General features: G+C 71.5%; 13 protein-coding genes. 6 read left to right on the top strand and 7 right to left on the bottom strand.

Annotation, left to right across the window (positions count from 1 at the left end; genetic code table 11):
* Positions 1 to 8: 8 nt before the first annotated feature.
* From ACWEVP_RS17435 to pgl, 4 genes are read left to right on the top strand one after another with little or no spacing between them, the layout of a single operon-like run.
* Complete coding sequence (locus ACWEVP_RS17435) at positions 9 to 1631, top strand: glucose-6-phosphate isomerase (protein ID WP_452063544.1); 1623 nt, start codon at positions 9 to 11, stop codon at positions 1629 to 1631.
* Positions 1628 to 3151 carry a glucose-6-phosphate dehydrogenase gene (gene zwf, locus ACWEVP_RS17430; protein ID WP_452063543.1) on the top strand — a complete coding sequence of 508 codons (1524 nt, stop codon included), beginning with the start codon at positions 1628 to 1630 and terminating at the stop codon, positions 3149 to 3151. Before ACWEVP_RS17435 ends, zwf begins: the two co-directional genes overlap by 4 nt.
* Positions 3148 to 4149 carry a glucose-6-phosphate dehydrogenase assembly protein OpcA gene (gene opcA, locus ACWEVP_RS17425; RefSeq protein ID WP_452063542.1) on the top strand — a complete coding sequence of 334 codons (1002 nt, stop codon included), beginning with the start codon at positions 3148 to 3150 and terminating at the stop codon, positions 4147 to 4149. The genes zwf and opcA overlap by 4 nt, the downstream gene beginning before the upstream one ends.
* Positions 4146 to 4925, top strand: coding sequence for a 6-phosphogluconolactonase (pgl, locus tag ACWEVP_RS17420; protein WP_452063541.1), 780 nt, complete (start codon positions 4146 to 4148; stop codon positions 4923 to 4925). Before opcA ends, pgl begins: the two co-directional genes overlap by 4 nt.
* Before the next feature lie 165 nt (positions 4926 to 5090).
* On the opposite strand, the gene ACWEVP_RS17415 is transcribed toward pgl, so the two are convergent.
* Entirely contained in the window at positions 5091 to 5654 is a 564-nt protein-coding gene (locus ACWEVP_RS17415) for a TetR/AcrR family transcriptional regulator (RefSeq protein ID WP_452063540.1), read from the bottom strand.
* A 125-nt stretch (positions 5655 to 5779) separates the two neighbouring features.
* Between ACWEVP_RS17415 and ACWEVP_RS17410 the strand changes: the two genes are divergently transcribed.
* Positions 5780 to 6868, top strand: coding sequence for an FAD-dependent oxidoreductase (locus ACWEVP_RS17410; RefSeq protein WP_452063539.1), 1089 nt, complete (start codon positions 5780 to 5782; stop codon positions 6866 to 6868).
* A 291-nt stretch (positions 6869 to 7159) separates the two neighbouring features.
* Positions 7160 to 8359 (top strand): sensor histidine kinase, encoded by a 1200-nt coding sequence (locus ACWEVP_RS17405; RefSeq protein ID WP_452063538.1) that lies wholly within the window; start codon positions 7160 to 7162, stop codon positions 8357 to 8359.
* Between the two features lie 232 nt (positions 8360 to 8591).
* Here ACWEVP_RS17405 and ACWEVP_RS17400 read toward each other — a convergent pair whose 3' ends face one another.
* The 6 genes from ACWEVP_RS17400 to ACWEVP_RS17375 all read right to left on the bottom strand — a co-directional run bounded on the left by ACWEVP_RS17400 (position 8592) and on the right by ACWEVP_RS17375 (position 13991).
* Positions 8592 to 8936, bottom strand: a complete 345-nt coding sequence (locus ACWEVP_RS17400) for an RNA polymerase-binding protein RbpA (RefSeq protein WP_364446706.1) — start codon at positions 8934 to 8936, stop codon at positions 8592 to 8594.
* 107 nt (positions 8937 to 9043) lie between these two features.
* Positions 9044 to 9274, bottom strand: coding sequence for a preprotein translocase subunit SecG (gene secG, locus ACWEVP_RS17395; RefSeq protein WP_003071471.1), 231 nt, complete (start codon positions 9272 to 9274; stop codon positions 9044 to 9046).
* A 127-nt stretch (positions 9275 to 9401) separates the two neighbouring features.
* Positions 9402 to 10187, bottom strand: coding sequence for a triose-phosphate isomerase (gene tpiA / locus ACWEVP_RS17390; RefSeq protein WP_452063537.1), 786 nt, complete (start codon positions 10185 to 10187; stop codon positions 9402 to 9404).
* A complete protein-coding gene (locus tag ACWEVP_RS17385) occupies positions 10187 to 11401 on the bottom strand; it encodes a phosphoglycerate kinase (RefSeq protein ID WP_452063536.1) in 1215 nt (404 codons plus the stop codon). The genes tpiA and ACWEVP_RS17385 overlap by 1 nt, the downstream gene beginning before the upstream one ends.
* A gap of 5 nt (positions 11402 to 11406) precedes the next feature.
* Positions 11407 to 12411, bottom strand: coding sequence for a type I glyceraldehyde-3-phosphate dehydrogenase (gene gap, locus ACWEVP_RS17380; protein WP_452063535.1), 1005 nt, complete (start codon positions 12409 to 12411; stop codon positions 11407 to 11409).
* Positions 12412 to 12806: 395 nt separating this feature from the next.
* Positions 12807 to 13991 (bottom strand): winged helix DNA-binding domain-containing protein, encoded by a 1185-nt coding sequence (locus tag ACWEVP_RS17375; RefSeq protein ID WP_452063534.1) that lies wholly within the window; start codon positions 13989 to 13991, stop codon positions 12807 to 12809.
* Positions 13992 to 14040 lie beyond the last annotated feature (49 nt).

Here is a 14040-nt window from a genome sequence, read left to right as displayed (position 1 = left end):
AGCACGACATGACGACTGCTGAGAAGACCGGCGTCGAGATCGTGGACGCCGCACTGGCGGAGCGCGCCGCGCCGCTGGCCGAGCAGCTGGTCAAGGACCAGGCTGCGTCGAAGCTGGCGGCGCAGGACGCGACGCTCTGGGGGCCGGACGCCGAATCCGAGGCGTCGATCCGGCTGTCGTGGACGACGCTGCACAAGTCGTCGCGGCCGCTGATCGGCGAGATCGAGGCACTGCGGACCGAGCTGCGGAGTGAGGGCGTCGACCGCGTCGTGCTGGCCGGCATGGGCGGTTCGTCGCTGGCGCCGGAGGTGATCACCGCGACCGACGGGGTCGCGCTGACCGTCCTCGACACCACCGACCCGGGTCAGGTCGCCGACGCGCTCGCCGGCGACCTCGAGCGCACGGTGATCGTGGTGTCGTCGAAGTCGGGCGGCACCGTCGAGACCGACAGCCACCGGCGGATCTTCGCGAAGGCGTTCGCCGACGCGGGGATCGACGCGGCCCGGCGGATCGTGGTCGTCACCGACCCGGGCTCGCCGTTCCAGGAACTGTCCGAAAAGGAGGGTTACCGCAAGACCTTCCTCGCCGACCCGCACGTCGGCGGCCGCTACTCGGCGCTGACCGCGTTCGGGCTCGTCCCGGCCGGCCTGGCCGGCGCGGACGTCGCCCGGCTGCTCGACCAGGCCGCTTCGGCGGCCGACGAGCTCGCCACCGACGACGCGGCCAACCCGGCGGTCAAGCTGGCCGCCGCGTGGGCCGCCGCGCACGAGGCGGGCGCGGAGAAGGTCGTGCTGGCCGACACCGGTTCGGGCATCAAGGGCTTCCCGGACTGGGCGGAGCAGCTGATCGCGGAGTCCACCGGCAAGCAGGGCACCGGCCTGCTGCCGGTCGCGGTCGAGGGCCCGGAGGCGCCCGGTTTCGCCGACGCGAAGTCCGACGCCACGGCCACCGCGGTCGGCAGCCCGCAGGGTGCGGCGAAGATTTCGGTCACCGGCTCGCTGGGTGCGCAGTTCCTGCTCTGGGAGTTCGCCACGGCGCTCGCCGGGCGGCTGCTCGGGATCAACCCGTTCGACCAGCCCGACGTCGAAGCCGCGAAGAAGGCGGCGCGCGCGCTGCTGAACGACCCGGAGAAGCTGAAGGGCGGCGAGGAGCCGGCCAATGTGGACGGACCGGTCGAGATCTTCGGTTCCGCCGGGGTGTCCACCGAGGGCAGCCTGACCGACGTGCTGCGCGCGTTCTTCGCTTCGGCGCCGGACGCGGGCTACATCGCGGTGCAGGCCTACCTCGACCGCCTCGACGACGCGTCGACGTCCCTGCTGCGCGGTGAGATCGCCAAGCGCACCGGGAAGCAGACGACGTTCGGCTGGGGCCCGCGGTTCCTGCACTCCACCGGCCAGTACCACAAGGGCGGCCACCAGAACGGCGTGTTCCTGCAGCTGACCGGCGCGGTCGAGCAGGACCTCGACGTGCCGGACCGGCCGTACACGCTGGGGCAGCTGCAGCACGCTCAGGCGCTGGGCGACGGGCAGGTGCTCGCCGAGCACGGCCGCCCGGTGCTGCGCCTGCACCTGACCGACCGGGCCGCGGGCCTCGCGGCCGTCGTCCGCGCGGTACAGGAGGGGGACGCATGACCTGGAGCAACCCGCTGCGCGACCCGCGGGACAAGCGGCTCCCGCGGATCGCCGGGCCGTCCAGCCTGGTGATCTTCGGCGTCACCGGCGACCTCGCCCGCAAGAAGCTGATGCCCGCCATCTACGACCTGGCCAACCGCGGGCTGCTGCCCGCGGGCTTCTCGCTCGTCGGGTTCGCCCGGCGCGACTGGGAGCACCAGGACTTCGGCGAGCTCGTGCACGACTCGGTCAAGGAGCACGCGCGGACGCCGTTCAAGGAGTCGGTGTGGAACCGGCTCGCCGAAGGCATCCGGTTCGTCCAGGGCACCTTCGACGACGACGACGCCTTCGACCGGCTCGCGCAGACGGTCAAGGACCTCGACCAGGAACGCGGCACCGGCGGCAACACCGCGTTCTACCTGTCGATCCCGCCCGGCGCCTTCCCGGTGGTGACCAAGCAGCTGGCCCGCTCCGGGCTGGCCAACGCCGACGAGAAGACCTGGCGGCGCGTCGTCATCGAGAAGCCCTTCGGCCACGACCTCAAGAGCGCCGAAGAGCTGAACGCGATCGTCAACGACGTCTTCCCCGAGGAGTCGGTGTTCCGCATCGACCACTACCTCGGCAAGGAGACGGTGCAGAACATCCTGGCGCTGCGCTTCGCGAACCAGCTGTTCGAGCCGATCTGGAACGCCAACTTCGTCGACCACGTGCAGATCACCATGGCCGAGGACATCGGCCTCGGCGGCCGCGCGGGGTACTACGACGGCATCGGCGCCGCCCGGGACGTCATCCAGAACCACCTGCTGCAGCTGCTGGCCTTCACGGCGATGGAGGAGCCGCTGTCGTTCGACCCGCGGGCCCTGCGCGCCGAGAAGATCAAGGTCCTCTCGGGGACCAAGCCGCTCGGGCCGCTGGACAAGACGACCGCGCGCGGCCAGTACGCGGGCGGCTGGCAGGGCGGCACGAAGGTGCCGGGCCTGCTGCAGGAAGAGGGCTTCGCGAAGGACTCGAAGACCGAGACCTACGCGGCGGTCACCCTCGAGGTGCAGAGCCGCCGCTGGGCCGGGGTGCCGTTCTACCTGCGCACCGGCAAGCGGCTCGGCCGCCGCGTCACCGAGATCGCCGTCGTGTTCAAGCGGGCGCCGCACCTGCCGTTCGACTCGACCTCGACCGAGGAGCTGGGGCAGAACGCCCTGGTCATCCGGGTTCAGCCGGACGAGGGCATCACGCTGCGGTTCGGCTCGAAGGTGCCGGGGACCACGATGGAGGTCCGCGACGTCACGATGGACTTCGGCTACGGGCACGCGTTCACCGAGTCCTCCCCGGAGGCCTACGAACGCCTGATCCTCGACGTGCTGCTCGGCGAGCCGTCGCTGTTCCCGGTGAACGAAGAGGTCGAGCTGTCCTGGAAGATCCTCGACCCGATCCTGGCGCACTGGGCGAAGGAAGGCGCGCCGGAGCAGTACCCGCCGGGCACGTGGGGTCCGCCGTCCGCCGACGAAATGCTGGAGCGCACCGGCCGGAAATGGAGGCGCCCGTGATCATCGACCTGCCGTCCACCACGACTTCGGCACTCAACAAGAAGCTGGTGGAGATCCGCGAACAGGGTGGGCAGGTCGCGCTGGGGCGCGTCCTGACGCTGGTGATCGTGGCCGACGACGACGCCAAGCTCGAAGAGGCCATCGAGGCGGCCAACGGCGCGAGCCGCGAACACCCGTCGCGGGTGATCGTGGTGGCCAAGGGCGCCCGCACGGCGGCCCCGCGCATCGACGGCCAGATCCGGGTCGGCGGCGACGCCGGCGCGAGCGAGGTCATCGTGCTGCGGCTCTACGGCCCGCTGGCGTCGCAGGGCCAGAGCGCGGTGGTGCCGCTGCTGCTGCCGGACGCGCCGATCGTCTGCTGGTGGCCCGGGGCCGGTCCGAAGGACCCGGCGAAGGACCCGCTGGGCGAGCTGGCCCAGCGCCGGATCACCGACTCGGCCGCGGAGAAGAACCCGGTGCGGGCGCTGACGACGCGCGCGAAGGCGTACACGGCGGGCGACACCGACCTGGCGTGGACCCGGCTCACCCGCTGGCGGGCGCAGCTGGTGTCGGCGCTGGACCTGCCGCCGTTCGAGAAGGTCACGGGCGCGACGGTGACCGGTGAGGCCGACTCGCCGTCGACCGAGCTGCTGGCCGGCTGGCTGGCCGAGTACCTCAAGGTGCCGGTGAAGCGGGTCAAGAGCACCGGCGCGGCCGGGATCATCTCGGTGACCCTGAACCGCCGGTCGGGTCCGGTGGAGCTGCACCGGCCGGACGGCCGCGTCGGCACGCTGACCCAGCCGGGCCAGCCGACCCGCCGGATCGCCCTGCAGCGCCGGGACAACCAGGACTGCCTGATCGAGGAGCTGCGGCGCCTGGACCCGGACGAGGTGTACGAGACGTCGCTGCACGGCCTGGGCAAGATCACGTCCGGGACCAACGGCAAGACGGGGGCGCCGGCGAAGGCCGACGTCACTTCGCCCGCCGCGGCGGCTGCTGCTTCCGGTTCGAAGAAATGAGCAAGACGGAAGTAGTCGTCTACGCGAACCAGGACCTCCTGGCGGCCGCGGCGGCCGCCAGGCTGGTGACGCGGCTGGTGGACGTCCAGGCGGCCAAGGGTTCGGCATCGCTGGTGCTGACCGGCGGCGGCACGGGCATCGCGGTGCTGTCGGAGCTGCGGGCGTCCTCGGCCCGCGATGCGATCGACTGGTCCCGCCTGGACATCTACTGGGGCGACGAACGGTTCGTCCCGGCGGATTCGGACGAGCGGAACGAGAAGCAGGCCCGCGAGGCGCTGCTGGACCACGTCCCGCTGGACCCGAAGAGGGTCCACGTGATGGCGCCGTCGGACGGCGAGTTCGGCGACGACGTCGACGCGGCGGCTTCGGCCTACGCCGACGTGCTGGCGTCCCAGGCCGGCCCGGAGGACCACGGCGACGTGCCGTCGTTCGACATCATGCTGCTGGGTCTGGGCGGCGAAGGGCACACGGCGTCGGTGTTCCCGGAGTCGCCGGCGGTGTACGAGACCGAGCGGTCGGTGGTGGCGGTGCGCAACTGCCCCAAGCCGCCGCCGACGCGGATTTCGCTGACGCTGCCGGCGATCCGGCGGGCCCGGGACGTGTGGCTGATGACGGCCGGGGCGGCGAAGGCGGACGCGGTGGCGTTGGCGTTGTCGGGGGCCGGCGAGGTCCAGCTGCCGGTGGCCGGGGCTCGCGGGCACCGGCGGACGCTGTGGCTGCTGGACCGGGCCGCGGCGGGGAAGCTGACGAAGGTGTACCAGCCGCCTACGGCTTGAGCGTTGTTCGACGAAGGCCCCCTCGGCGCGCGCCGAGGGGGCCTTCGTCGTCGGTGAGCACGGCCGACGACGAAGTGCCGGCCCGCGGGAAGGCGCCACCGTGCCCCGGCGCCGGTCCGGGTGCCCGTTCCGTGGCGCGAGGTCGTCGGCAAGCTGTTGCGGGTCCTACTTAACCCGCCACCCGCGTTCGAGGCAGCCGAAGATCTCCTCCGCCGCTCGGCGCGGGTTCTCCGCCGCCAGGATCAGCTCCCGTGAGGCCAGCGCGAACCTCGCCAGGGCCGCGCACTTCACGTCGTTCTCCGGGGCGTCCGTCTCCTCCGCGATCGCCCGGGCCAGGGCCGTCTCGTGGCGCATCCACATGCGGCGGGCGTAGTCGCGCAGGACCGGGGTGCTCTCGATCAGCCGGATGAACTCGTCGCTCGGACCGCCGTCCGCGCTGTCGCGCAGCATGTGCTCGCGCAGCGCGTCCACGATCGAAAGCCCCGGCGGCCGGCCGCGGACCGCCCGGACCAGGCCCGCCTCGATGTCGTCGTCCTGGTCGAACAGCAGCGCTTCCTTGCTCGGGAAGTACTTGAACAACGTCGTCACCGAGACGTCGGCCGCGTCCGCCACCTCCTTGACCCCGACCTCGTCGTAGCCGCGCGCCAGGAACAGCTCCAGCGCCGCGTCGGCCAGCGCCTGCCGGGTCTGCGCCTTCTTGCGCTCGCGGCGTCCGATCACTTCGGTCATGCACCCACCCTACGTGATAGTGGACTCACTTCAAAAGTTGAGTGGTTGCACTTTTTGAGTCACTGTGCTTTTCTGAGGCCAGGCCGCCGGACCAGCCGGGGGCACCGGACTTCCAGGGGGAAGCCATGAACTCCATCGCGATCGTCGGCGCCGGCCTCGGCGGGCTCGCCTGTGCCCGCGTCCTGCAGCTCCACGGCATCGACGTCACCGTCTTCGAACAGGAACCCTCGGCCGGCGCCCGCCCCCAGGGCGGCACGCTCGACCTCCACGGCGACACCGGCCAGGTCGCCCTGCGCACCGCACGGCTCTACGAACCTTTTCGCACGCTGGCCCGCCCCGAAGGGCAGCAGATGCGGGCCGTCGACCCGCGCACCGGCGACGTCGTCATGGACGAGGTCCCCGCCGAAGGCGACGACTTCCGCCCCGAGATCGACCGCGGCCAGCTCCGCGGCCTTCTCCTCGATTCCCTGGCGCCCGGCACCGTCCGATGGGGACGCCCGATCGCCGAAGTCACCCCCGGCCGCCTGACCTTCGCCGACGGCACGGGCCAGGACTTCGAGCTGATCGTCGGCGCGGACGGCGCGTGGTCCCGCGCCCGCCGTGCGCTCACCGGGGTCCGGCCCGAGTACAGCGGTGTCACGTTCGTCGAGTTCGGACTCGACGACGCCGACCGCCGCCACCCGGACCTGGCCTCGCTCACCGGCCAGGGCACGCTGATGACGAAGATCGACGGCAAGGCACTCGTCGCGCAGCGCACCAGCACCGGCCACATCCGCTGCTACGCGACCTTCTACGCACCCGAAGACTGGGCCACCGGGCTCGACTTCGCCGACACGGCGGCGGTGCGCGCGAACCTGCTGGAGCGCTACGCCGGCTGGCACCCCAGCGTGCTCGCCTTCCTGCACGACGCCGACGGCGGCTTCACGCACCGGCCGCTGCAGGTCCTGCCGGTGCCGCACGCCTGGACCCACACCCCCGGGCTCACGCTGCTCGGCGACGCGGCGCACCTGATGCCGCCGCTGGGCGTCGGCGCGAACCTCGCGCTGCTGGACGGCACCGAGCTCGCCACCGCGCTGGCCACCGCGCCGAGCGCCGGGGAGGCCGTCCGCGCCTACGAGGCCGGGATGCTGCCGCGGTCGATCGAGACGGCGAAGGCGTGCGCCTCCGGCCTGCACGACCTGCTCAGCGACGACCTCCGGTCCATGGCGGCCTGATGACCCCTTGCCGGGCGACCACACGTGGGTAACATGATTCCCACGATGTGGTCGTCTCGGTGCACAGTACGGAGCAGTACTCCCACTCTTGGTAGCACCCTTGCGTCCTTCTCCCCCAGACGGAGCAGCCGACTGCGGAATTCGGACGCCGAAACTCCGACAACGGGTGAAACTTACCGTCTTCGTACGCGACCTCGTTAGCATCCGCACATTTGTCGGCCGCTACGCGTCCCGATCGGGCCCTGAGCGCATCTCACCACCAAGTCCACAAGACGAATGGGGTCGCCAGCGATGAGTACAGAGGGACTCTCGATTCCAGGCATCTCGATCGCCGGCTCGGGGCCGTCGGCCGCCGAGCGGGCGCGCAAGCGCGGGCTGCGTCTGTTCGGCTCGGTGCCGCGCCCCGCTGTGGTCACGTTCGCCATCGACGCGGCCGCGGTCATCCTGGCCGTGCTCGACGTGTGGCTGGTGATCCCCGAGAAGGCGCAGCCCTACTCGATCTGGCTCTCCGGCGCCGCCTGCCTCGCGGTGGTGTTCCGCCGGAAGTTCCCGTTCCTCGCCGTGCTCGTCGCGGTCCCCGGCTTCCTCGCCGGCTGGGCGCAGCTCGCGTCCATGATCACCCTCGGCATGCTCGCGACCCGCCGCCAGCTGCACTGGCAGACGTGGGTCGGCGCGGCGCTGGTGTGGTGCTGCCGGTTCGTCCAGTGGCCCCTGGAGGACTTCGCCGAGCTCAGCTGGCGCGAACACATCCTCGACGGCATCTACGGCGTCCTCGTCGCCGGCATGCCGATCGCGATCGGCCTGCTCATCGGCGCGCGGGCCGAGGTCGCGAACAAGCTCGCCGAGCTGGCCACGAGCCGCGACCGCGAGCGCCGCTTCCACGCCGACGCCGTCCGCGCCGAGGAGCGCGCCCGGCTGGCGCGCGAGATGCACGACGTCGTCTCGCACCAGATCACGCTGATCGCGATGCAGGCCGGCGCGCTGCAGGCCCAGTCGAGCGACGACCGGGCGCAGGAGACGGCGCAGGTCATCCGGACGCTGTCTAAGCGGACCCTGGAAGAGCTGCGCTCCCTGCTGAGCGTGCTCCGCGCGGACGCGGACGACGACGGCCCGCGCCCGGGCATCAACGACCTCGACCGGCTGATCCGGACGTCGGAGGTTCCGGTGCACCTGTCGGTGGAGCACCTGCCGGAGGCGCTGCCGAACCAGGTGTCGGCCGCGGCGTACCGGACGGTGCAGGAGTGCTTGACGAACGTCCACAAGCACGCCCCGGGCGCGACGGCGACGATCCGCATCCAGGGTGAGCACGGCGCGCTCAAGATCGAAGTCCGCAACGAGCGCGCGAGCCGGCCGGCGGAGGCGCTGCCCTCGGGCGGCCACGGCCTGACCGGCCTGGCCGAACGCGCCCGCCTGCTGGGCGGGAGCTTCGAGACGTCCGGGATGAAGGACGGCGGGTTCCGCGTGCGGGCCCGGTATCCGCTGGACCGCTGAGGGCGGCCACCGGCCCCCGGTCACCATTCTAGGGGCGGGGTACGACGATTTCGGATTCGACGAAGCCGCGAACGGCGGATTCCGGGCTGTGCGGACCGGAATCCGCCGTTCGCGGCTTTCCTCGCGGGGAAACTGTCAGTGGCCGCCGATAGCGTGGAAACGGGGGCTGCTCAGGCCCGGAACGCACGAAAAGCCACCCCGAGGTGTCCCGGGGTGGCTTCGGCCGCCGAAGCTAGATGATCTCCCGGCGCTGGCGCAGGCGCTCGAGGGCTTCGGCCAGGATGGCCTCGCCGTCGGCGTCGCTGCGCCGCTCCTTCACGTACGCCAGGTGCGTCTTGTACGGCTCGGTCCGCGGTGCGGCCGGCGGGTTCTTCTCGTCCTGCCCGCCGGGGAGACCGCAGCGGGGGCAGTCCCACTCGTCCGGGATCTCCGCGTCGAGCGCGAACGACGGGCGGGCCTCGTGCCCGTTGGCACACCAGTAAGCTACGCGGCGCCTCGGCGCCGATTCACCCCGTTCCGATTCGCCCGTAGGACCGGCACCCACCCGGGTGCCTCGAATCGCGTTACCGCCAACCATGAATCCTCACACCTAGGAATCGGCGGCGCGCCCCCCAATAGGCACGCCGAATCGCTGCGCCCTGCCGCCGTGACCCGGTCGCGATCGACGGCGGGGCGCCGGACGCCTCACACCTTGAGCAGCAGACCCAGGCCCACGATGCTGATCAGCCAGACCGCGCCCAGCAGCAGGGTGATCCGGTCGAGGTTCTTCTCGGCCACGCTCGACCCGGCCAGGCTCGACTGCATCCCACCGCCGAACAGCGACGACAGGCCACCGCCCCGGCCACGGTGCAGCAGCACGGCGACCACCAGCAGGACGCTGGAGACGATCAACAGGATTTGCAGGAACAGCTTCATGTCATCCTCTGGGCTCTAGGAGAATGCAGGGGTACGGCATGGTCGTTTCCGACCACCACCGTACCCCTGGACTCGTCCACTGCTGTGTGACGGACCGGATACACAGGCTACCCGGTCGTGGCCTCGATCAGGGCAGCGGCCCGCCCGCAGCGAGTGCGCAGAGTTTCGTGAACTCCTCGCCGTCGAGGCTCGCTCCGCCGACCAGGGCACCGTCGATGTTCTCGCAGCCCACCAGCTCGCTGATGTTGCCCGACTTCACCGACCCCCCGTAGAGCACCCGGACGGACGAAGCGACCTCGTCGCCGTACTTCTCCTGCAGGGTCGCCCGGATGGCCTTGCAGACCTCTTCGGCGTCCGCGGACGACGCGACCTTGCCGGTGCCGATCGCCCAGACCGGCTCGTACGCGACCACCACGTCCTTGACCTGCTCGGCCTTGAGGCCCTTCAGGCCCTCGATCAGCTGCGTCGTGGTGTGGTGGATGTGCTCGCCGGCCTCGCGGACCTCGAGCTTCTCCCCGATGCAGAGGATCGGCGTGATGCCGTGCTTGAGCGCGGCCTTGACCTTCTTGTTGACCAGCTCGTCGGACTCGGCGTGGTACTCGCGCCGCTCCGAGTGGCCGACCGCGACGAACTTGCAGCCCAGCTTGGCCAGCATCGGGCCCGAGATGTCACCCGTGTAGGCGCCCGAGTCCTGCGGCGCGAGGTCCTGCGCGCCGTAGGTCAGCGACAGCTTGTCGCCGTCGACCAGGGTCTGCACGCTGCGGATGTCGGTGAACGGCGGCAGCACCGCCACGTCGACCTTCGCGTAGTACTTCTCCGGCAGCGCGAACGCGATCTTCTGCACCAGCGCGATCGCCTCGAGGTGGTTCAGGTTCATCTTCCAGTTGCCGGCAATGAACGGCTTGCGTGCCACTAGTTCTGTCCCTCCAGTGCCACGACGCCCGGCAGTTCCTTGCCCTCGAGGTACTCGAGGGAGGCACCGCCGCCGGTGGAGATGTGCGAGAAGCCGTCCTCGGGCAGGCCCAGCTGCCGCACCGCGGCCGCCGAGTCGCCGCCGCCGACCACGGTGAACGCGTCGCTCTTCACGAGCGCCTCGGCGACGGCCCGGGTGCCGCCGGAGAAGGCCTCGAACTCGAACACGCCCATCGGGCCGTTCCAGAACACCGTCCGCGCGTCGGCGAGCTTGCTCGCGAACAGCTCACGGCTGCGCGGGCCGATGTCGAGGCCCTGGCGGTCGGCCGGGATCGCCGTGGCGTCGACGGCCTCGTTTTCGGCGTCGGCCGCGAACTCCGTCGCCGCCAGGACGTCGACCGGAAGCACCAGTTCGACGCCGCGCTTCTCCGCCTCGGCGAGAAAGCCCTTGACCTGGTCGAGCTGGTCGGCCTGCAGCAGCGACTGGCCGACCTCGTGGCCCTGGGCCTTGAGGAAGGTGTACGCCATGCCGCCGCCGACGATCAGCCGGTCGACCTTCGTCAGCAGGTTCGCGATGACGCCGAGCTTGTCGGACACCTTCGCGCCGCCGAGCACGACCACGTACGGCCGCTGCACGTCGTCGGTCAGCTTCTTCAGCACGTCCAGCTCGGCCAGCACCAGGCCGCCCGCGTACGCCGGCAGGACCGACGCGACCTCGTAGACCGAGGCCTGCTTGCGGTGGACGACGCCGAAGCCGTCGGAGACGAACGCGCCGCCCGGGACGAGCGCGCCCAGCTCGGCGGCCAGCTCGGAGCGGTCCACGGCGTCCTTGCTGGTCTCGCGCGCGTCGAAGCGCACGTTCTCCAGCAGGACGACACCGCCGTCGGCCAGGCCGCCGGTCAGTGCCTTCGCGGACTCGCCGACCAGGTCACCGGCCAGCGCGACCTCGGCGCCGAGCAGCTCGGACAGCCGCTTCGCGACGGGCGCGAGGGTGTACTTCGGGTCCGGCTCGCCCTTCGGGCGGCCGAGGTGCGCGGTGACGACGACCTTCGCGCCCGCGTCGGCGAGCTTCTTGATCGTCGGCAGGGCCGCGCGGACCCGGCCGTCGTCGGTGATCCGGTCCCCGTCGAGCGGGACGTTCAGGTCGCTGCGCACCAGCACGTAGCGGCCCTGAACGCCCTCGCCCAGCAGGTCGTCGAGGTTCTTGACGCTCATCGGGCTCAGGCGAGCTTCGAACCGACGAGCTTGACCAGGTCGGCGAGGCGGTTGGAGTAGCCCCACTCGTTGTCGTACCAGCCGACGACCTTGACCTGGTTGCCGATGACCTTGGTCAGCGGCGCGTCGTAGATGCAGGACGCCGGGTCGGTGACGATGTCCGCCGACACGATCGGGTCGTCCGAGTAGCGCAGGATGCCGGCGAGCGGGCCGTCGGCGGCGGCCTTGTACGCGGCGTTGATCTCCTCGATGGTGGCGCTCTTCGACAGCGTCACGGTGAGGTCGGTGGCCGAGCCGGTCGGGACCGGGACGCGCAGCGCGTAGCCGTCCAGCTTGCCCTGCAGCTCCGGCAGGACCAGGCCGATGGCCTTGGCGGCGCCGGTCGAGGTCGGGACGACGCTCAGGGCGGCGGCGCGGGCGCGGCGCAGGTCCTTGTGCGGGGCGTCCTGCAGGTTCTGGTCCTGCGTGTAGGCGTGGACCGTGGTCATCAGGCCCTGCTCGATGCCGAACGCGTCGTTGAGGACCTTGGCCAGCGGGCCGAGGCAGTTGGTGGTGCAGGAGGCGTTGGAGATGATGACCTGCGAGCCGTCGTACTTGTCGTCGTTGACGCCGAGCACGATGGTCAGGTCCTCGCCCTTCGCGGGCGCGGAGATGATGACCTTCTTGGCACCGCCGGCGATGTGCGCCTTGGCGGCGTCGGCGTTGGTGAAGAAGCCGGTCGACTCCAGGACGACGTCGACGCCCAGGTCGCCCCAGGGCAGGTTGGCCGGGTCGCGCTCGGCGAGGGCCTTGATGGTCTTGCCGTCGACGACGATGCCCTCGTCGCTGACGCTGACCTCACCCGGGAACCGGCCCAGGATGGAGTCGTACTTCAGCAGGTGGGCCATGGTCGCGACGTCGCCGAGGTCGTTGAACGCGACGACCTCGATGTCGTGGCCGCTGGCCTGCACGGCGCGGAAGAAGTTGCGGCCGATGCGGCCGAAGCCGTTGACACCTACGCGAACGGTCACTGCTGCCACTCCTCTGAGGATCGGCCGGGAGTCCCGGCCGTGACTTGCGGGCTCGCGGCAACCCTAGCGTGCGGGCATGCGCGTCCCTGACTGCCCTGACGAGACTTCCACCACTTGGCGAACGGGTCAAGAATCGATTAAGAAGCCGGGGCCCGCGCAGGGGTGCGGGTTACGTGCCCGACACCTGGACCACGGCGGACCGGCCCGGCTCGCGGTTCGGCGGTTTCGGCTGGCAGACCGGCGTGCGAGCGGACACGGGCCGGGCACGCGCACGAGGTACCGGATCGATTCAGTCGATCTTGCGCAAACACGGCCTTCCGGCCCTTCGGCGAGCCGGATCCCGCGGGGCGCGGGCGAGCGTGAGGTCGGTGACTCGACCGATCCAGCGACGTCGTTCACCCCGTGAGCTCCCGTTCCAGCGGGGTCCGGAACCGCGGGACCGCCCGGACCTCGCCGTACCAGCCCCGGCACCTCTCCGCCTCCGCCTCGACCCTCGCCGCCACCTCCGTGCCCACGTCCTCCAGCAGCCGGAACGCGATTTCGCCCGAGGCCCGCTGTCCCCACCCGCCGACGATCCGGCCGGACGCCCAGATCGTCGGGCCGATGTTGCCGCTGCGGTCGAACAGCGCCGGGCGGTGCGGGCCCAGGAACCAGCCGCGCTCCTGCCAGCCCATCGACGTCGGGTCCAGAGCCGGCAGGAACGCCACCCACGGCGGTGGCTCCGGCACCGGGTCGAGGTCGTCCGGCAGGACGACGCCCGGCACTCCGTCGAGCTCCACCTCCACCGGGGACACCGCGGCGAGGGCCTTCTTCGTCTGGCCCGCCGTCCAGCCCGTCCACCAGCGCAGGTCCGCCACCGGCGCCGGGCCGTACGCGCGCAGCCAGCGGCGGGCCAGTTCGGCCCTGGCCTCCTCCGCGTCCCACGACGGCAGCCCGCCCGGCACCCACCCGTCGAGCGGGTGCCAGACGTACTGGCTGCTGAGCCAGCTGCCGCGGGGGCGGCCGCGGGCGATCCGGCCGCCGGCCGCCAGCAGGAACAGCACCCGGCTCGTCACGTTCCCGATCGCCTCGTACGGCTTCCCCGCCGCCATCAGCAGCTGCTGGCGCAGGCGGGGCTCGTCCTCGCTCAGCTGCTGCGCCGTCGCCGAACCGCGGGCGCGCAACGCCGCCTCGACCGACGCTTCGACGTCCACGAGCCACTTCCCCGGCTCCGGCACGTTCTCCGGGTGCCCCTGCTTGCCGAGGTGCCCTTCGAGCAGCTTCCGCTGCTTGACGGCGATGTCCGCCGAGCACCCGGCCTGCACGAGCGCCGCGGTGTCCAGGGTGGTCACGAACACCGTGCGGCGCATGCCGAGCAGCCGCAGCAGCGTGCGGTCGGTGTACAACGCCTGCTCCACCAGGGAAACGCCGGGCGAGGCCAGCCGCGCGGACGCCGAAAGGTGGACGGTCGCCGGGTCGGTGGCGTGCAGGGCCACGACCCCGGCCACGGCGTCGGCGACCGTGGCCGCGGGCGCGGCGAGGTGGTGGCGGACGCCGAGGCGGGCCCGGCGCTGCGAGGAGCTGATCGTCGGTGGGGGCACCCGCTTGTGATACCACCGGCCACCGACAAAAACCGCTGGTCGCCTGGCC

The organism is Amycolatopsis sp. NPDC003865 (genome assembly GCF_053605345.1).
Note: the sequence above shows the minus strand (reverse complement) of the source record. Positions and strands in the feature narration are given on the sequence as shown.

Coding starts and splice junctions, on each gene's coding strand:
- ACWEVP_RS17415 (WP_452063540.1), bottom strand. CDS start 5,654: ATGACCGAAGTGATCGGACGCCGCGAGCGCAAGAAGGCGCAGACCCGG.
- ACWEVP_RS17410 (WP_452063539.1), top strand. CDS start 5,780: ATGAACTCCATCGCGATCGTCGGCGCCGGCCTCGGCGGGCTCGCCTGT.
- ACWEVP_RS17435 (WP_452063544.1), top strand. CDS start 9: ATGACGACTGCTGAGAAGACCGGCGTCGAGATCGTGGACGCCGCACTG.
- ACWEVP_RS17405 (WP_452063538.1), top strand. CDS start 7,160: ATGAGTACAGAGGGACTCTCGATTCCAGGCATCTCGATCGCCGGCTCG.
- pgl (WP_452063541.1), top strand. CDS start 4,146: ATGAGCAAGACGGAAGTAGTCGTCTACGCGAACCAGGACCTCCTGGCG.
- secG (WP_003071471.1), bottom strand. CDS start 9,274: ATGAAGCTGTTCCTGCAAATCCTGTTGATCGTCTCCAGCGTCCTGCTG.
- ACWEVP_RS17400 (WP_364446706.1), bottom strand. CDS start 8,936: ATGGTTGGCGGTAACGCGATTCGAGGCACCCGGGTGGGTGCCGGTCCT.
- ACWEVP_RS17385 (WP_452063536.1), bottom strand. CDS start 11,401: ATGAGCGTCAAGAACCTCGACGACCTGCTGGGCGAGGGCGTTCAGGGC.
- zwf (WP_452063543.1), top strand. CDS start 1,628: ATGACCTGGAGCAACCCGCTGCGCGACCCGCGGGACAAGCGGCTCCCG.